The sequence below is a fragment of the Acinetobacter sp. V91_7 genome, assembly GCF_031799075.1.
GTDB classification, from domain to species: domain Bacteria; phylum Pseudomonadota; class Gammaproteobacteria; order Pseudomonadales; family Moraxellaceae; genus Acinetobacter; species Acinetobacter calcoaceticus.
This window is the reverse complement of record NZ_JAVQNT010000018.1, coordinates 345701-362904: the sequence shown is the minus strand read 5'-3', so window position 1 is coordinate 362904 and position 17204 is coordinate 345701. Positions and strand designations below refer to the sequence as shown.

Here is a 17204-nt window from a genome sequence, read left to right as displayed (position 1 = left end):
GACAAAGAGAAAACTTCTCTTGGCTTATACATCATATACGATTATCAAAAAATATATCAAATTATCAAATAGAGATATTTTAGTTGACTAAATTGCTTTATTTTGAAAAAATTGCCAAACAAAATATCTAATCGAGAAATTGGTCGATTCTAGGCGAATTTCTTGATACCTCTTCTTTCCAAAGTTTGGCCGTTTAAATAACGTCCAAATTGAAATCATCTGGGCCAATCAGGCAGGATGTGGAAAAATCATTGTATTGAAGGATGCTCCTCATCTCATTTGCTTTTAGGCAAATGGCAAAGTTTTGTTGTCTCTAGAAAGGCAATTTAACATTGAGGTGCATGCTCATCAGTTCAAATCTGTATTTGAGATGAGTTCATGTTATTAAAGCAAATACTGGCGTTTCGCCCGAGTAGGCTTGATCTGATCTTTGCAACAAAAACATTTATTGCCGGAATGCTGGCGTTATTTGTTTCATTTGAATTAGATCTGATTAACCCGATGTGGTCGATTGGTACGGTCTTGATTATTGCCAATCCTTATTCAGGAATGGTGTCCTCTAAGTGTGTCTACCGTGTGGTAGGGACGATTGGTGGGGCTGTGATTGCCTTAACGCTAACGCCACATCTAATTAATACACCTTGGTTATTTACCGTGGTGTTGTCGTTGTGGGTGGGTTTTGCACTTTATGTGTCTTTACTTGACCGGACTCCACGCAGTTATGCTTTTATGCTGGCGGGTTATTCGACAGCCATGATTGTCTTCAATGCGATTACCTATATTGATCAATACAATATTTTTGATATTGCTTTAGCTCGGGTCATAGAGATTTCGATTGGGGTGATTTCAAGCGCTGTGGTTTCTGCCACTATTCTTCCAATGCACATTGGTTCTGCGATTAAGCAACGCGTCATCAAAACGCTGAAAGATACAGAGAATCTGTTTGCCAATTTATTAACTGCTGACCTGCAGCAGAATAATACTCAACTTTTAGCGACCATTACTCGCGACACCACAGATATTCATGCTTTGGCAGTACATTTGAGTTATGAAAAGGGTGAGTTGCATGGTATGACCAAACCTTTGCAAGAAATGCTTCATCAAATCTCAATGGTGGTTGCTAATCTGGTCGCTTTATCTGAGCGTATTAAGCAGCTTCAAGAGCTTCGGTTTATCGAAACTCATTCAGAAAAACTGCAACAGCTCTCAGCCCATGTTGTACATTTTCTGGAGCAAAAAGATCTAATTATTGATGAAAATATTTTGCAGTTACCTGATGAGTTTGAAAGTGATTTTGCAAGTTTGATGGATTCGGCCTCTGCGCATCAGCAAGTTTTGGTCGCAGCCATGAAAATGGATGTGCGCCATTTCATTAGCAATGTTTTAGCGGTTAAAGTCTTGTGGCAGCGAATTCAGCAAGGTAATAAAGAAATCCCTGACAATATTACCCCAATGACCACCAAATATCCGAGTTTACACCGTGATCATGGTGTGGCTATCCGAGGTGGCATCAGTGCAGTCCTTATTACATTTATTGTGACTGGGGTCTGGATTATTTCAGGCTGGAAAGCTGGATTTATGATGGCGCAAATGGGTGCAGTAACGGCCTGTATTTTAACGGCCTTAGATAACCCTGTTCCTGTTTTGCGTATTTTTATCTGGGGCAGTATTGCTTCAGCAGTTTTAGTCTTTGTTTATGCATTTGGTATTTTCCCTCATGTCACCACATTTTGGGAACTTGGACTGGTTTTATTACCTATGTTCCTGTTTGCAGTTTCTATGATGGCTAACCAGATGCTTATGCCAGTGGGTATGGTTTTGGGTATTAATACCATGATGGGCCTAAACCTGCACAATGCTTATAGCATGGATGCAGTGTCTTATCTTGATGGTTCTTTTGCCATGATCTTGGGTGTCTTAGTGTCTTTAGTTGTCATTGACGTGGTTCGTGCAATGTCTCCAGACACGAGTGCCAGCCGTATTTTGGCCTTGCATTATCGTGCAATGAGACAGGCGATTTATTTGCCATATGGTCTTGATTTTAAAGTTCATCTACGCAGCATGCTAGACCGAATTGGGATTCTAAACAGCAAAATGGTGCAATCTGGCGAGATTAAAACTTCAATTCATCAAGCACTGATTGAGTCGAGTAGTATTGTTGATTTAAGCCGATTGCAAGAGTTAGCCAATCAGTTTCCTCAGACATCCGAACTGGCTCATCACATCGGAAATCTGCAACAAAATCTGGATGAACTGTTTAGAGCTAAAGAAAATGATGCAGACAATACTGTGGCTTTAGTGGAAAAAATCCATCGAGCTTTATTTGAACTAAAACAGCTTGCTTCAAATGTTGACGATATGACTATGCGACAAAGATTACTCATTTCACTTAACAATATTGCTTATAGCATGTGTCATGTTTCATCAGATCAAATGAATGAAAACAGTACCTTTAGAGGAGCCACAGCAAATGGGTGAGTTTAATGTTTATGGCATTTACGTGCCTTCTTTGCTCGTTCAAGCCCTCTTGGCATATATATGTTTCCGTGGATTAAGTGTTTTAACCAACAAGTGGATTGCACAAGGCTGGATTGCATTACCTAGTATTTTTAATTTGTGTTTTTACCTTTTATTGCTCTTGGTGATACATCAAATTTTTGTTGGGGTGGGTGCATAGAGATGATTGCGAAATTAAAGATTGAGTTAGGTGAGTGAAATGAATCAGGTGGATTTGAAAAAAGTCATCCGTCCAGTAATTTTGATTGTCGCATTAATGGTTGCGGTCTATACCATTGTGCATTTGTGGAACTACTACAATGCAGCGCCGTGGACACGAGATGGTCGAGTTCGTGGTGATGTCATCCAAGTATCTTCGGATGTAGCGGGTCTTGTCACAGAAGTTTTGGTTCAAGATAACCAGAGTGTGAAAAAGGGGCAGGTACTCTTTAAAATTGATGTGTCTCGTCGAGCTTTAGATGTAGAGCAAGCAAAATCTGATTTAGCAAAAGCGAAAGCAGCATTTGCTCAATCACAAGCAGGCTTAGCTCAAGCAAAAGCAAATCTGATTAAATCAGATACCAATATTCGTTTAGCTGAAAAAAATGCGAGCCGCTATTCAAACTTAATGGATGGGGCGATTTCAAAACAAGAACAAGATCAGGTTTTTGCAACACGTGATCAATCCCATGCAGAGCATGAGCAACTACAAGCAGCAATTGAGCAAGCAGAAGCAACTGTTAAGCAACAGCAGGCTTTGATTGAGGCAGCAACGAGCAGTTTACATTTGGCTGAGCTTAATATGCATCGTGCCGCGGTGGTTGCACCAGCGGATGGTACTTTATCTAACTTTGATATGAGCCCAGGAAACTATGTTCAAGTAGGCCAAGCGGTTGCTGCATTACTTGACCGTAAACAACTTTATGTTGTGGGTTATTTTGAAGAGACTAAATTAAATCGTATTCATGTCGGTGATCAGGCCACTGTACAGTTAATGGGTGATAACCAAAAAATTAAAGGCCATGTACAAGGTATTGCATCGGGAATTGAAGATCGTGAGCGTTCAAGTAGCTCTAAGCTTCTTGCCAATGTAAACCCAACCTTTAGCTGGGTTCGTTTAGCGCAGCGTGTACCTGTGAAGATCGTGTTAGATGAAACACCGAAGAATCAGCTTGCTTTTGTCTCTGGACGAACTGCTACCGTACATATTGTTGAGAAGTAAAAAAGAAGGGAGGCTTTAGCCTTCCTTCTTTTTTTAAATCTTAGGGTGTTAAACCGACTGGATTTCGATACCAACTCTGAATGAGTAGTGCAGCTGCAAAACTATCTGCTGATAGCTTTTTTGCTCGACCTTGTTCTTGGTAAAAACCTAACTCTTCTCTCGCTTCACGTGTCGTTAAACGCTCATCTACCATTAACGTTTCTATGTTGGTTTGATGACATAAACGTCTCGCAAATTTGCGGGCACGTGTAGAGAGTTCTGACTCGCTATCGTCCATATTTAGGGGAAGGCCAACCAAAAATAAATCAGGTTGCCATTCTTTCACGATTTTTAAGAGTTGATCCCAGTTCGGGATACCATCTTTCATGACAAATAGAGGGAGAGGGTTGGCACTTTCAATCGAAGACTGGCCAATCGCCATTCCCATTTTTTGAGTGCCAAAGTCAAAAGCCATAATCGATTTTGATTGTGTTACGGTCATTAAGCGTGTCCGATTTCAGATGCTAGCCACGTACGATCTACACCAATTTTTTTATAAGCTGCATCCCAACGATCGTCATAAGGCAGGTTAAAAATCAGATCCATATCAGCATCACAAATGAGCCAGTCACCACGCGTAATTTCGTCTTCTAACTGATTTTTGCTCCAGCTCGCATAGCCCAATGCAATTTGGTATCGACCTACACCTTCGTTATGAGCAATCGCATCGAGAATATCTTTACTGGTGGTAATACAAACATTTTCACCTACAGCAATAGATGAATGCCATGTTGGTTGCCCAGTATGGAGAACAAATCCAGCTTCAGGACGTAAAGGACCACCTTGTAAAACCGCATGTGGATTTACATTGTCAGCTTCAATGTCGAGATCATTGAGTAATTCTTTAATTTGAATACCAGAAGGACGATTAATAATAATGCCTTGAGCACCTTCTTCATCATGACGAGCAAGATAAATTACAGTGTTTGCGAAAAAGTCATCTGCCATTTCTGGCGGGGCAATCAGACAACGGTGAGTCAGGTATTGTTTGGTCACCTAAGCGGTTCTCCCTCAAAAAATGTCACTAGAGGGCCTCTCGACCCTTTTATCTATATAGGTTCTTTTTATCAACATACAAGAGTTAATCGGATTTCGCCAATCTTTTTCTCTCATTTTCTTTATTAATTTGAAGAAGCCTGAAATTTAAGTTGGCGTAATTGTTTTGCGTGCTGCAAGGTTGTTTCATTAATTTCAACACCACCTGACATGCGAGCTAATTCAAAAATGATTTGATTTTCATCAAGTTCTATAATTGTACTGCTGGCTGGGTCAGTTTGTTGTTTTTTCACTAATAAATGCTGATCAGATTGTGCAGCAACTTGTGCTTGGTGAGTAATACATAAAAGCTGGACATGTTGCGCTAAGTCGGCAAGTAAACGTCCCACAACTTCTGCGGTGCCGCCACTAATCCCGACATCAATTTCATCAAACACCAAAACTTCGGATTCGGTTTTCTCAGCATTCATGACTTGCATCACGAGTGCAATACGAGAAAGTTCACCACCAGATGCCACTCGTGCCAGTGGTTGTGGAGGAATACCTTTATTAGCAGTAAATAAAAGTTGAATAAAGCTTAAACCCTCTGCACCTGGTTGTTCTAATGGTTCAAACTTAAACTCGAAGTGTGCTTCTGGTAACGCTAAAGGTTTCACTTGTTCAGTTAATTGTTTAGCAAGCGGAGCGGCAGCTTCACGACGAATATTGTCTAAATGCTGAGCTTTTTCTAAAAACTCCTCATGCGACTTTTCAACTTGCTCTGCCAGTGTTTCTGGGTCTTCAAGTTGATGTAGTTGCTCAAGCTCACGTTGCCAAGCTTCATATTCTTCTTTAAGTGTTTCCGGTTGAGTCCGGTATTTGCGTGCCAGACGATGAAAAACCTCAAGTTTAGAGTTGAGCTCTTCCATTCGCTCTGGATCAAAGCTCTGACGATCAATAAATTGACGCAAGTTCGCCGTTGCATCATCTATTTCACTTTGAGCATTCAGTAAAGAATTATAAATCTCAGAAAGTTGATCACTACGCCCGGCATGAGATTCTAGACGGCGAATAATCGAAGACATTTCTTGAGTAATATTCTGCTCAGCTTCATCTAAAACATTTAAGCTGTAGCTACAGTCTTGCATGATATGTTCATGATGGCTAAGACGATCAAATTCTTGTTCAATTTCTTTGTAATCGGTTTGGACAACCTCTTCAAGTTCTTCAATTTGATGCTCTAAAGTACCAATACGCTGCAAACGTGTTGCTTGTGCATCTAAGGCAGCTTGGTGTAAACGAATCGTGCGTTGCCACATACTATAGGCTTCACGTACATCATTCGCTTCAACATAAAAATTGTTATAACGATCTAGCCAATGCTTTGGATAAGGCGGTTCAAGAAGCTGCTGCTGGCTGTGTTGACTATAGAGTTGAACGAGCAAACGGCCCAATTCTTTGAGTTCAGATAAACTGCTAGGGCGGCCATTGACCCATGCTTTACTACGTCCAGTTGCAAAAATAACGCGACGTAAATGAATTTCCCCAGAATCATCATCTAGCTCGTGTTCTTGTAGCCATTTTTCTTCAGGGCTATTATTTTGATAGGTAAAAACAGCGGTGATATCCGCTTTGTCTGAACCATAACGGACATAATTCGTATCGGTACGTTCCCCTAGACAGGCAGAAAGTGCATCCAGTAATAATGATTTTCCAGCACCTGTTTCGCCTGTTAGAACATTAAATCCTTGTTCTATATCAATAGCTAAATGATCAGCTAATGCAAAATTAATTAAAGTTAAATGTGTGAGCATAAACGCATCCAACGCGCCAAATTATGGGTTAAAGATAGAGAAGTTTTGAATTTGCTACAAGTGATCTATTATTCTAACTGAAATTATAGAACAGCAAGATTGCGGATATTTACAATGAAAAAAACATTAAGCTTACCGAAACCACCGATAGGGATGATTAACCGTCATAAAAAAAACAATCCTGCGGAAATGAATAAAATTTTAAATCAACATTTTAATGCATTTAAACAGGCTGCCGCACAAGGAGATTATGCCAAAGCGTATCAACATGTTAAACAAGCTGTTAATTTAGTTCCTAAGCATCCAGGAGCATTATCCGATTTGGCATATACTGAGCTACGCTTACGCCGTTATAACGATGCCTATCAACACTATTTGCAAGCGATTCAGGCAAGTGGATCTAACGTAAATACAAATTTATATGATGGATTAACAGAAGTTTGTCATCATTTAAATAAAAAAGAAGAAACAATAAAATTTGGACGCTTGGCCATTACAACTAAAAAAGAATTGGCTAAGAACGAACCTGTTTTGCCTATTCCGAGTCATGCGCCCCCAGAGTTTAGTTCAAACCCTCAAGAAAATATTATTGCCTTTTCATTGTTTGGGGCAAACCCGCGTTATTGTGAAACCTCTATTTTAAATACTGAGTTAGCCAAACAAATTTATCCAGAATGGACGTGCCGATTTTATGTCGATGATACCGTTCCAGTGCTTGTGCAACAGCGCTTAAAAGAGAAAGGTGCGCAAGTGGTACAAGTAACGGACTCTCAAAAACAACTATCAGGGCTGTTCTGGCGTTTTTTTGTGATGGATGATCCAACAATTAAGCGTTTTCTTATACGTGATGCCGACTCGATTGTGTCATACCGTGAAAAGGCGGCTGTAGATGCGTGGCTCAAGAGTGATAAATGGTTTCATTTAATGCGAGACAACTATTCTCATACTGAACTAATTCTGGCTGGAATGTGGGGCGGATGTACGGGGATTTTTCATAATATTGAAGCACATATCAGAGATTATGTTGCCACCGGACGTTATCTGGATAATCGGGTGATGGATCAGCATTATTTGCGTTATTGTATTTGGCCGACTTTAAAACAGAGTGTGCTTATACACGATAGCCAGCAATTCGATTCAGATGCTATCGATTTTCCAGCGTATGATCTGGTGTTAATGCAAAATGACAGTGAAAATTTTCATGTAGGAATGAATGACGGTTCACCGGTAGTTGCTACAGCAGTTGCCCATCCAACTGCACAAAGAGTGTGTTGGGTACTCCTAGATGAAAATCAGGTCGAAGTTTGCAGATACGATGCAATTGTGTCGAATAGTCGAAATATTGAGATTAATTTACCTCATGCTTTTGCCAAAAAAATTCAGGCCGAGCAGTGGAAATTACAAGTCTATCCGTATGAAAACTGATTGATTAGTTATTTAGGCACAATTAAACTACATTCATCATAATTTATATAAATATGGCATTATCTGGAGAATGTGCATGAGTACAAACCAATTTGATCATGTAACGGTCATCAAAAAATCAAACGTTTATTTTGGTGGAGCATGTATCAGCCATACCGTGCAATTTGAAGATGGAACGAAAAAAACACTAGGTGTTATTTTGCCGACTGAGCAAGCCTTAACTTTTGAAACGCATGTCCCTGAGCGTATGGAAATTATTTCAGGTGAATGTCGCGTAACAATTGCGGACAGTAATGAAAGTGAATTGTTCCGTGCAGGCCAATCATTTTACGTGCCTGGAAATAGTGTTTTTAAAATCGAAACTGATGAAGTCCTCGATTACGTGTGCCATTTAGAAGGCTAAGAAATTCCTGTTCAAATCGGGTACACTATGCCCAAAGAAATCCTGTGAAGTTGGCTTTGCAGGATTTTTATTTTTTTGCTCAAACGTTGTTAGAGGTCATGCATGGCAAAACAGGAATATTATTATGGCGTTCATTCAGTGGAGTCATTGCTAGAACTTGAGCCGGAGCGTGTGCTAACCCTGTTTACTTTAAAAGGACGGGATGATCAGCGTTTGCAAAAGATTTTGCAATTGGCAGAGCCTTTTGGAATTAGTGTACAAAAAGCAAGCCGCGATAGTCTTGAAAAACTTGCAGGTCTACCATTTCATCAAGGCGTAGTTGCAGCAGTGCGTCCGCATCCTGTCTTAAATGAGCAAGATCTTGATCAAATCTTAAGTGAAACTCCAGATGCCTTGTTGTTGGCATTAGATCAGGTAACAGACCCACATAACTTAGGGGCTTGTATTCGTACTGCCGCTGCGATGGGTGTGCAAGCAGTCATCGTGCCTCGTGATCGTGCGGCAAGTTTAACGCCAACTGCTCGTAAAGTTGCAGCGGGTGGAGCCGAGAAAGTTAAATTCATTCAAGTCACAAATTTAGCTCGTACATTGGCTCATCTTAAAGAAACAACTCATGTGCGTGTGATTGGCACCATGCTTGATGAAAGTGCGTTGCCACTTCAAAAATGCGATTTTTCTGGCCCAGTCGTGATTGTGATGGGAGCTGAAGATACCGGTTTGCGTCCTATTACACAGGCACAGTGTGATCATAAAGTTTATATTCCTATGTCTGGAAATCTACAAAGTCTAAATGTCAGTGTAGCGACTGGTATGGCTCTTTATGAGGCTTGCCGCCAGCGTTCTGAGGTATAATTTAGCTGCCTTTCTAGTTTTTAAGTCATCTTGATATGTCTCCCCGTAAGCAAGGTTATTTCTTTGTATTGGTGACCATGTGCATTTGGGGCGGGTTTACGCTTTTTGCCCGTTTAAATGCACAGTGGCACATCAGTGCTTGGGATATTGCCGCACTGCGCTTCGCTATAGCCTTCCTAATTTTAATGCCTATTTTGATCTATAAAAAAGATCTCGCTTTTTTATGGAGTAAGCATGCGGTTATTTTGGCCTTGATTGGTGGGGTCATTTATTGTCTTAACGTCTACACCGCATTTCTCTATGCTCCCGCCGCTCATGCTGCAATTTTCTTAAATGGCTGTATCCCAATTTGTACTGCGTTCGCAGCCTATATTTTATTTAGGCAACCATTTGATAAACATACATGGGCTAGTCTGGCAATAATGATCGCTGCTTTAGGTCTCATGAGTGTTTTGATGCTGCAAGGTAATGCTTCTGCTTTTGGAATAGGTGATCTACTCCTTTTTATTAGTGCGATTTGGTGGGGTATTTTCACTGTGTTACTTAAACAGTGGAAACTGTCTGCATGGCACTCAATGGCAAGTGTTGCGATTTGGTCTGCAATTATTTATTTGCCCATCTATGTTTTATTTTTGCCTAAGCATTTCATGGAAATCAGTCCTGTTCATTTAGCCATACAAGGCATTTTCCATGGTGTATTTGTCGTTATTATTGCAACTTTGACTTATGTGGCAGCGATTCAGCGTTTAGGTGCTTTTAAAACTGGAAGCATTGTCACTTTGGCGCCTTTTATTGCAGCTATATTGGCCGTACCTCTGTTAGGGGAGGCGTTAAGCCCATCGATTGTTGTGGGCTTGGTCGGAATGGGAATCGGTGCTTTACAACCTTGGCGATGGTTCCGACCAGATAGCTTGGCACAAAAAATTAAACAGCAAAATGAGCCAGATTAGTCTGTACGTTTCAAATAACTTTGATGTAAAGGCTCTAATTGTTGATGTAAATGTTCGAGTAATCCGTCATTAAACACAATGTCATTGGCAAGTTCGCGTTTTCGCTCACGTGGCATTTGCGCCGCAATAATTTTCTGGATTTGTTCTTGATTTTGCCCATCGCGTTGACTTGCACGCTGAATTTGAGTTTGTTCACTCGCATCAACTAATAACGTGTGATTAACCAATTCATGCTGGTTGGTTTCAAAGAGCAATGGCGAAACTAAAATCACATAAGTGCTACGCGGATTTTGTAGTTGTTGAATAATAGATTGGCGGATTGCAGGATGAGTGATTTGTTCAAGAGTTTGACGTGCTTGTGGATTTTGAAAAATATACTCGCGTAGGGCACGGCGATCTAAACTTCCGTCTGCTTGAAGTACCCAGTCTCCAAAAGTTTGTTGAATTTTTTGAAGGGCAGGTTGGCCTTTCTCAACCACTTCGCGAGCAACGATGTCGGCATCGACGACTTGTATTCCTTGGGATTCAAACCATTGTGTTGCAGCAGATTTTCCACTGCCAATTCCACCTGTGACTCCCAGAATAAAAGCCATCTTAACCTCCCAAATAGATTTTCATAATCTGGTCACCCCATAAAAAGGCAACCCAGCCTGCAATGGCAATATACGGCCCAAAGGCAAAGGGCTGATTGTCATTGCGTAATTTTAGTAAAATGATGCCAATAATTGCACCTAGTAAAGATGACAATAGCACAATTAATGGCAGCATCAATGGCCCCATCCATGCACCTAATGCCGCAAGCAACTTAAAGTCGCCGTAGCCCATGCCTTCTTTGCCAGTAATTACTTTAAATAGGTAATACACAATCCACAGGCATAAAAAACCAATTAAGTAACCCCAAATGGCTGAGGTGGGTGTGGTGTAGATGCTAAAGGTATTAATACCTAAACCCAGTGCGGCCAAAGGTAAGGTAAAACGGTCGGGTAGCAGCTGAGTGTCAAAGTCTATAAATGTTAAAGCAATTAAAACCCAAGTCAGGACTAGTCCAAAAAGCATTTGTATGGTTGGGCCAAACACCATGACCACAACCAGTGAACATGCCATTGTTAATAGTTCGATGGCTGGGTAGCGCATGCTAATTGCATGCTCACAATGCCCACATTTACCTTTTAAAACCAACCAACTTATGACAGGAGTATTTTGATACCAGCGAATGGGCTGGTGACATTGGGGGCATGATGAAGCAGGCTTACTTAATGTCAGTTTTTCATGATCAATGATTGGTTGTTCAGGATCGAGTAACATTTGACATTCTTGCTGCCAATCTTGTTCCATCATTTTGGGGGTGCGATAAATCACCACATTCAAAAAGCTACCAATACACAGGCTCAATAGTGCAACTGCAATATAAAGTGCAGTTAAGTTTTGAATAAAATAAGCAATAATTTCTTGCATTACACGACTGAACCCATTTGGAAAATTGGAAGATACATAGCAATCACTAGACCGCCTACGAGTACCCCTAAAATTGCCATAATTAAAGGTTCCATCATTGAAGTTAAGCCATCAACGGCATTATCAACTTCATTTTCATAGTAGGTGGCAACTTTGTCGAGCATGCTGTCTAGTGCACCAGATTCTTCACCAATTGCGACCATTTGTATAGCCATAGATGGAAAACGATTTGAAACGCGCATCGCAAATTGGAGTTGTTGACCTGTTGCAACATCTTCACGAATTTTCATTACAGCTTGTTCATAAATAACATTATTGGTTGCACCTGCTGTTGATTCAAGCGCATCAATGAGCGGAACACCTGCTGCAAAAGTGGTTGCTAAAGTACGGCTGTAGCGGGCAATAATCGCCTTGTAAACAAGATCACCAAAGATAGGTAACTTAAGCGTGAGTTTGTCTAAACCATCACGGAATTTTTTACTGCGCTTTTTAGCTTCCATAGAAGCAGCAATAATTGCACCAATCACAATAATCATAATGAACCAGTATTCCTGCATCCATTTCGACATATTTACGACCATTTGTGTAAACGCAGGCAAATCTGCGCCAAAGGAAGAAAATAGGTCTTGGAAGACAGGAACTACTTTAACCATCAAAATAATGGTAACAACCACAGCAACTACAATAACCGTTGCCGGGTATTTCATGGCTTTCTTGATTTTCTGCTTGAGCAATTCACTTTTTTCTTTGTAAATTGCCACACGATCCAGCATGGTTTCAAGCGCACCAGATTGTTCGCCAGACTCTACAAGAGAACAAAATAGTTTGTCGAAGTACTGAGGATACTTTCTTAAAGCTGATGCAAAAGTACTACCACCTTCAACTTCGCCTTTAATACCGAGTACCACCTCGCGCATCGCTGGATTTTCTAAACCTTCCGCCACAATTTCAAAGCCTTGTACCAGTGGCACACCAGCTTTCATCATGGTTGCAAGTTGTCGGGTAAAAATCGTGATATCAAGTGTTGATACTTTTTTCTTGAATAAACCTTCAAGAATATTTTTACGTTTTTCCCGAATATTACGGACAGTTATCCCTTGTTTGCGTAGGGTGACTTTGGCTAAAGCCATATTTTTAGCCGGAAGTTCTCCCTTAATTTTTACGCCCTTACGGTCAACCCCTTCATAAGCAAAAGTCGGCATCAATTGTGCCTTTTTGACAGTCATGACATTATCCTTATTTTAAATTGTCTTTATTCACTGGTCACGCGGTTGACTTCTTGTAAAGAAGTAACACCTTGCATGACTTTCTTTAAACCTGAGCGACGCAGATTACTAAACCCCAACTTTTCAGAAGCAGCAGCGATTTCTAAAGCATTGCCATCTTCCATAATAATCTTGGAAATCTCAGGTGTGACTTTCATTACCTCATAAATACCAACTCGACCTTTGTAACCCTCACGACATTCAGGGCAACCGATCGGTTGAAAAACTTGAAAATCGGGATGTGTTAGATCTTGTTCGGTAAAACCCATTTCTAATAGGCTTTGTTTAGGAATGTCACTAGGCACCTTACATTGAGGGCATAATCGACGTGCCAAACGTTGAGCAATGACCAGATTGACTGATGTCGCAATATTGAAAGATGGAACTCCCATGTTGCGTAGACGAGTCAGTGTTTCAGGGGCACTGTTGGTATGTAGTGTGGACATTACCATGTGACCCGTCTGAGCCGCCTTAATCGCGATTTCAGCTGTTTCTAAATCACGAATCTCACCGACCATAATAATGTCAGGATCCTGACGTAAAAATGATTTAAGCGCGGCCGAAAAACTAAGACCTACCTTAGGGTTCACGTTAACCTGATTAATACCTTCAAGGTTAATTTCGACTGGATCTTCGGCAGTAGAAATATTGGAACTTTCAGTGTTTAAAATGTTGAGGCCCGTATATAAGGATACTGTTTTACCAGAACCTGTAGGACCAGTAATTAAAAGCATACCTTGTGGCTTATCTAATGCTTCCATAAAGAGTGCTTTTTGCTCTTCTTCATATCCTAGAGCATCAATTCCCAGCATGGCACTCGATGGATCGAGAATACGTAGAACTAGTTTTTCACCAAATAAGGTCGGAAGAGAGTTCACACGAAAATCAATTGCTTTAGATTTCGATAGCTTGAGTTTGATACGACCATCTTGAGGAACACGCTTTTCGGAAATGTCCATTTGAGACATAACTTTCAAGCGTGAAGCCAAACGATTAGCCAGTTGCAAAGGCGGATTTGCAATCTGACGTAAAACGCCATCGACCCGATAACGGACCCGATACGATTTCTCATAGGGTTCGAAATGCAAGTCTGAAGCTCCCATACGAATCGCATCTATTAATAACTTGTTAACATATTTAACAATAGGTGCTTCGTCGCCCTGAGGAGTGTCATCATCCTCTTCTGGAGCGGTTGAGGTATCAAGATCTACATCAAGATCAAACTCTTCATCACTAAACTCGAAACTACTTTCTTCAGTAAATTGCTGCGCCAGAATTTTCTCGAGTTTATGGTGCTCGACAATAATCGGCTCAACCATAAGCTTGCTGTTGAAGCGAATAGCATCAATAGCATCAACATTGCTGGGATTACTGGTTGCAACATATAAAATCTGTCCTCTTTGTACGAGAGGCAAGATCCGATGTTTTAAAATCAGTTTCTGGTCGACCAAATCTTTAGGAATCTGGCTGGTATCGTAAACGTCCAGATCAAAATATGGTTCAGCAAATTCAATAGAAATTGTTTCAGCTAATAAAGAAGGGGAGAGATTAACCTCTTCAATCAGGTACGCAACAGTATCCTGTTTAGCTTTTTTTGCTGCATCTAATACTGCTTGCATGGTCGCTGCCGACACATGTTTTTCTTCGACTAATCGTCGAAAAAACCCCGAAAATTTTGGAGATGTATGTATGACTGACATCTGCCTACCTGTGCTCATATGTTTATAATTGGTATATAAAAAATTATACTTTTGTTATCTAAAATTACTACCTGAGAAAATGATGCTCTCGTCTTGATCCATATATTAAAGCTTGAACCAGTCGAAGTTTTTATTCATTAATTTTTAAAAGGTGGAGCTTTAGTCTTAATAAAGTTTTATTACTGTTTTCAAATAGTAGAAAAGATATGAGCAATCCCGTTAAAGAAAAGTATCTGAAATTTGTAGAAATGCGTGTAGAATGTGCTGCATTTTTGATGAAAGGTGAGCCGTATGTCGGGTTCGACGATTACGCCTTGGGTAGTTGGCAACTGGAAAATGAACCCAATGCGTGCCAATGCCAAACAACTTATAGAAGAATTTAAACAACTATTGCAACAAAACCAAATTGCAGATGAAAGCTGCCATGTCGGGGTTGCTCCAGTTTCTATTGCACTTGCAATGGTACAAACACAATTGCAAGATGCTGCAAGAACAGTATATACAGTTGCACAAGATGTATCGCGTGTAGCAGGTACAGGCGCCTATACTGGTGAAGTCAGTGCGGAATTATTAAAAGATAGCCAAATTAATTTTGTATTGGTGGGTCACTCTGAACGCCGTGATTTATTAGGTGATAACGTTGAAATTTTGAAGGCAAAACTCCAAAATTCTTTAAATGCAGGCTTAACTGTTATTTATTGTGTTGGTGAAAGTCTCGAACAGCGTGAACAAGATTTGGCAGAGCAGGTTGTATTGCAACAAATCTGTGATATAGCTCCTGTAGTTACTGCAGAGCAATGGCAAAAGCAAATTGTAATTGCTTATGAGCCAATCTGGGCAATTGGTACAGGTAAAACTGCTTCACCACAAGATGCACAGGCAATGCATGCTAAAATCCGTGAAGGTTTAAGTCAGATTACTTCTGCGGGTCCAGACATTGCGATTTTATATGGCGGTAGTGTAAAAGCTGAAAATGCAGTCGAGTTGGCAGCATGTCCAGATATTAATGGCGCGTTGGTTGGAGGTGCTTCGTTAAATGCAGCATCTTTTTATCAAATCGTAGAAGCCTTTGCACAAAGTAAATAACGAGGATAGGGTATGCACTCTTTTGTACTGATCGTACATATTATTTTAGCGGTACTGATGATTGGCTTGATTCTAGTGCAACACGGTAAAGGTGCGGATGCTGGTGCTTCTTTCGGCGGTGGCGGAGCAGCCACTGTATTTGGCGCATCGGGTTCTGCTAACTTCCTTACTCGACTTACTGCTGTGTTAACAGCATTGTTTTTTGTGACTAGTTTAACCTTAGCTGTTTTTGCGAAAAAACAGACTACTGAGGCATATAGTTTAAAAACTGTACAGACGACAGCACCAATTCAAACAACATCGCCTGAAACTTCACCAAATGCACCAAAAACGAGTCAATAAATCGAAATAAGGCTTTCCTTTTGTGGTTGGAAGCACTAGAATGCGTCCCACAAGCTGCGGTGGTGGTGGAATTGGTAGACACGCTACCTTGAGGTGGTAGTGCCTTCGGGCGTGGGGGTTCAAGTCCCCCCTTCCGCACCAGCTTTTAACCAGAAAGTTGAGTGCAAGTAGTTTGTTTTTGTTGCGGGATGGAGCAGTCTGGTAGCTCGTCGGGCTCATAACCCGAAGGTCGTTGGTTCAAATCCAGCTCCCGCTACCAATTTGATTAAGGTGCAACTTAATCAGGCAAATATCTAGTAAGTTTACATTGACTTTATTTGATATTTGTATATAATTTTTGCACGTTGATGCGGGATGGAGCAGTCTGGTAGCTCGTCGGGCTCATAACCCGAAGGTCGTTGGTTCAAATCCAGCTCCCGCTACCAAGTTTCTTAAAAGAGGCTCACAGACAAGTGGGCCTTTTTGCACAGTGGACTATTGTTTTCTGTGCAAGATAGGGGCGATTAACGCCCTTTTTTATTGGTTATCGTATCGCTATCGTGTAGTTTCGACATCAATTGGTCAAATAGTCATGCTTCACTATAGTAGGTCTGTGTCGGTTAAAACAACCGATTGAATCGCACGAGAATGACGAGAGTAAATGAAATTATCAAATAAATCCCAAGCATTGCATGACTTAATTGTTCCTGCAGTACAAGCATGTGGTGTCGACCTTTGGGGAATCGAGTTTCTCCCACAAGGCAAACGTTCATTATTGCGTATTTATATCGATAAAGCGGTAAGTGAAGATGCTGAGCCTGTACTTAATGAAGATGGCGAAGTAGAACAAGGCCGTGGTATTGGTGTACAAGATTGTGTGCGTGTAACACAACAAGTTGGCGCAATGCTGGATGTTCATGATCCAATTTCAGGTGAGTATTCATTAGAAGTTTCTTCCCCGGGCTGGGATCGTCCATTTTTTCAACTAGAACAGTTACAAGGCTACATTGGACAACAAATTGCTTTGCGTTTGATTGCAGCAGTAGAAAACCGTCGTAAATTTCAAGCAAAACTTATCTCAGTAGACCTTGAAAATGAAGAAATTCAGGTTGAAGTTGATGGGAAGCACGTGCTTGAGATCGACAGCAACAATATCGATAAAGCGAACTTGATCTATCAAGATTAAATTTATTAAATTTTA

The 17204-nt window shown here is 40.7% G+C and carries 17 protein-coding genes, 3 tRNA genes and 1 pseudogene; 14 read left to right on the top strand and 7 right to left on the bottom strand.

Features of this window, described 5'->3' with window-relative positions; all coding sequences use genetic code 11:
* Positions 1 to 256 precede the first annotated feature (256 nt).
* The 4 genes and pseudogenes from RMB03_RS02335 to RMB03_RS02320 all read left to right on the top strand — a co-directional run bounded on the left by RMB03_RS02335 (position 257) and on the right by RMB03_RS02320 (position 3718).
* Positions 257 to 388: pseudogene (locus RMB03_RS02335) on the top strand (hypothetical protein).
* Positions 379 to 2478, top strand: coding sequence for an FUSC family protein (locus RMB03_RS02330; protein WP_311073546.1), 2100 nt, complete (start codon positions 379 to 381; stop codon positions 2476 to 2478). The pseudogene RMB03_RS02335 and the gene RMB03_RS02330 overlap by 10 nt, the downstream one beginning before the upstream one ends.
* A complete protein-coding gene (locus RMB03_RS02325) occupies positions 2471 to 2677 on the top strand; it encodes a DUF1656 domain-containing protein (protein WP_004640831.1) in 207 nt (68 codons plus the stop codon). The genes RMB03_RS02330 and RMB03_RS02325 overlap by 8 nt, the downstream gene beginning before the upstream one ends.
* Before the next feature lie 39 nt (positions 2678 to 2716).
* On the top strand, positions 2717 to 3718 hold the full coding sequence (locus RMB03_RS02320) for an HlyD family secretion protein (protein ID WP_127493314.1): 1002 nt from the start codon (positions 2717 to 2719) through the stop codon (positions 3716 to 3718).
* A 40-nt stretch (positions 3719 to 3758) separates the two neighbouring features.
* On the opposite strand, the gene ruvX is transcribed toward RMB03_RS02320, so the two are convergent.
* From ruvX to recN, 3 genes are all read right to left on the bottom strand, one after another.
* Positions 3759 to 4199: a Holliday junction resolvase RuvX gene (gene ruvX / locus RMB03_RS02315; RefSeq protein ID WP_311073543.1), complete on the bottom strand. Its 441-nt coding sequence runs from the start codon at positions 4197 to 4199 to the stop codon at positions 3759 to 3761.
* Positions 4199 to 4753: a YqgE/AlgH family protein gene (locus RMB03_RS02310; RefSeq protein WP_311073541.1), complete on the bottom strand. Its 555-nt coding sequence runs from the start codon at positions 4751 to 4753 to the stop codon at positions 4199 to 4201. The genes ruvX and RMB03_RS02310 overlap by 1 nt, the downstream gene beginning before the upstream one ends.
* Positions 4754 to 4878: 125 nt before the next feature.
* Positions 4879 to 6546, bottom strand: a complete 1668-nt coding sequence (gene recN / locus RMB03_RS02305; protein ID WP_045436815.1) for a DNA repair protein RecN — start codon at positions 6544 to 6546, stop codon at positions 4879 to 4881.
* Positions 6547 to 6660: 114 nt separating this feature from the next.
* Here recN and RMB03_RS02300 point away from each other — a divergent pair, with 114 nt between their 5' ends.
* The 4 genes from RMB03_RS02300 to RMB03_RS02285 all read left to right on the top strand — a co-directional run bounded on the left by RMB03_RS02300 (position 6661) and on the right by RMB03_RS02285 (position 10176).
* Entirely contained in the window at positions 6661 to 7971 is a 1311-nt protein-coding gene (locus RMB03_RS02300; protein WP_311073537.1) for a tetratricopeptide repeat protein, read from the top strand.
* 76 nt (positions 7972 to 8047) lie between these two features.
* Positions 8048 to 8374, top strand: a complete 327-nt coding sequence (locus RMB03_RS02295; RefSeq protein WP_003654567.1) for a pyrimidine/purine nucleoside phosphorylase — start codon at positions 8048 to 8050, stop codon at positions 8372 to 8374.
* Between the two features lie 102 nt (positions 8375 to 8476).
* Positions 8477 to 9226, top strand: coding sequence for a 23S rRNA (guanosine(2251)-2'-O)-methyltransferase RlmB (rlmB, locus tag RMB03_RS02290; protein WP_005037200.1), 750 nt, complete (start codon positions 8477 to 8479; stop codon positions 9224 to 9226).
* Between the two features lie 35 nt (positions 9227 to 9261).
* Positions 9262 to 10176: a DMT family transporter gene (locus RMB03_RS02285; RefSeq protein WP_311073535.1), complete on the top strand. Its 915-nt coding sequence runs from the start codon at positions 9262 to 9264 to the stop codon at positions 10174 to 10176.
* On the opposite strand, the gene coaE is transcribed toward RMB03_RS02285, so the two are convergent.
* The 4 genes from coaE to pilB are packed head-to-tail and all read right to left on the bottom strand — an operon-like array spanning position 10173 to position 14596.
* Entirely contained in the window at positions 10173 to 10769 is a 597-nt protein-coding gene (gene coaE, locus RMB03_RS02280; RefSeq protein ID WP_151743578.1) for a dephospho-CoA kinase, read from the bottom strand. The genes RMB03_RS02285 and coaE overlap by 4 nt on opposite strands.
* A 1-nt stretch (position 10770) precedes the next feature.
* On the bottom strand, positions 10771 to 11631 hold the full coding sequence (locus RMB03_RS02275; protein ID WP_311073532.1) for an A24 family peptidase: 861 nt from the start codon (positions 11629 to 11631) through the stop codon (positions 10771 to 10773).
* Positions 11631 to 12857, bottom strand: a complete 1227-nt coding sequence (locus tag RMB03_RS02270; protein ID WP_311073530.1) for a type II secretion system F family protein — start codon at positions 12855 to 12857, stop codon at positions 11631 to 11633. Before RMB03_RS02270 ends, RMB03_RS02275 begins: the two co-directional genes overlap by 1 nt.
* Positions 12858 to 12883: 26 nt before the next feature.
* Positions 12884 to 14596, bottom strand: coding sequence for a type IV-A pilus assembly ATPase PilB (gene pilB / locus RMB03_RS02265; protein ID WP_311073527.1), 1713 nt, complete (start codon positions 14594 to 14596; stop codon positions 12884 to 12886).
* A gap of 291 nt (positions 14597 to 14887) precedes the next feature.
* Between pilB and tpiA the strand changes: the two genes are divergently transcribed.
* The 6 genes from tpiA (at position 14888) to rimP (ending at position 17189) form a co-directional block, all read left to right on the top strand.
* On the top strand, positions 14888 to 15682 hold the full coding sequence (gene tpiA, locus RMB03_RS02260; protein WP_003654580.1) for a triose-phosphate isomerase: 795 nt from the start codon (positions 14888 to 14890) through the stop codon (positions 15680 to 15682).
* Positions 15683 to 15694: 12 nt separating this feature from the next.
* Positions 15695 to 16024 (top strand): preprotein translocase subunit SecG, encoded by a 330-nt coding sequence (gene secG / locus RMB03_RS02255; protein ID WP_005037186.1) that lies wholly within the window; start codon positions 15695 to 15697, stop codon positions 16022 to 16024.
* A gap of 56 nt (positions 16025 to 16080) precedes the next feature.
* Positions 16081 to 16165, top strand: a tRNA-Leu gene (locus RMB03_RS02250).
* 41 nt (positions 16166 to 16206) lie between these two features.
* Positions 16207 to 16283 (top strand) — tRNA-Met (locus tag RMB03_RS02245).
* 89 nt (positions 16284 to 16372) lie between these two features.
* Positions 16373 to 16449: transfer RNA gene (locus RMB03_RS02240), tRNA-Met, on the top strand.
* Positions 16450 to 16664: 215 nt separating this feature from the next.
* Positions 16665 to 17189, top strand: coding sequence for a ribosome maturation factor RimP (gene rimP / locus RMB03_RS02235; RefSeq protein WP_005037183.1), 525 nt, complete (start codon positions 16665 to 16667; stop codon positions 17187 to 17189).
* The last annotated feature ends 15 nt before the right edge of the window (positions 17190 to 17204 follow it).

Bases quoted from the DNA above. Each gene is read 5' to 3' on its own strand.
- RMB03_RS02330 (WP_311073546.1), top strand. From the start codon at position 379: ATGTTATTAAAGCAAATACTGGCGTTTCGCCCGAGTAGGCTTGATCTG.
- RMB03_RS02325 (WP_004640831.1), top strand. From the start codon at position 2,471: ATGGGTGAGTTTAATGTTTATGGCATTTACGTGCCTTCTTTGCTCGTT.
- RMB03_RS02320 (WP_127493314.1), top strand. From the start codon at position 2,717: ATGAATCAGGTGGATTTGAAAAAAGTCATCCGTCCAGTAATTTTGATT.
- ruvX (WP_311073543.1), bottom strand. From the start codon at position 4,199: ATGACCGTAACACAATCAAAATCGATTATGGCTTTTGACTTTGGCACT.
- recN (WP_045436815.1), bottom strand. From the start codon at position 6,546: ATGCTCACACATTTAACTTTAATTAATTTTGCATTAGCTGATCATTTA.
- RMB03_RS02300 (WP_311073537.1), top strand. From the start codon at position 6,661: ATGAAAAAAACATTAAGCTTACCGAAACCACCGATAGGGATGATTAAC.
- RMB03_RS02295 (WP_003654567.1), top strand. From the start codon at position 8,048: ATGAGTACAAACCAATTTGATCATGTAACGGTCATCAAAAAATCAAAC.
- rlmB (WP_005037200.1), top strand. From the start codon at position 8,477: ATGGCAAAACAGGAATATTATTATGGCGTTCATTCAGTGGAGTCATTG.
- RMB03_RS02285 (WP_311073535.1), top strand. From the start codon at position 9,262: ATGTCTCCCCGTAAGCAAGGTTATTTCTTTGTATTGGTGACCATGTGC.
- coaE (WP_151743578.1), bottom strand. From the start codon at position 10,769: ATGGCTTTTATTCTGGGAGTCACAGGTGGAATTGGCAGTGGAAAATCT.
- RMB03_RS02275 (WP_311073532.1), bottom strand. From the start codon at position 11,631: ATGCAAGAAATTATTGCTTATTTTATTCAAAACTTAACTGCACTTTAT.
- RMB03_RS02270 (WP_311073530.1), bottom strand. From the start codon at position 12,857: ATGACTGTCAAAAAGGCACAATTGATGCCGACTTTTGCTTATGAAGGG.
- pilB (WP_311073527.1), bottom strand. From the start codon at position 14,596: ATGTCAGTCATACATACATCTCCAAAATTTTCGGGGTTTTTTCGACGA.
- tpiA (WP_003654580.1), top strand. From the start codon at position 14,888: ATGTCGGGTTCGACGATTACGCCTTGGGTAGTTGGCAACTGGAAAATG.
- secG (WP_005037186.1), top strand. From the start codon at position 15,695: ATGCACTCTTTTGTACTGATCGTACATATTATTTTAGCGGTACTGATG.
- rimP (WP_005037183.1), top strand. From the start codon at position 16,665: ATGAAATTATCAAATAAATCCCAAGCATTGCATGACTTAATTGTTCCT.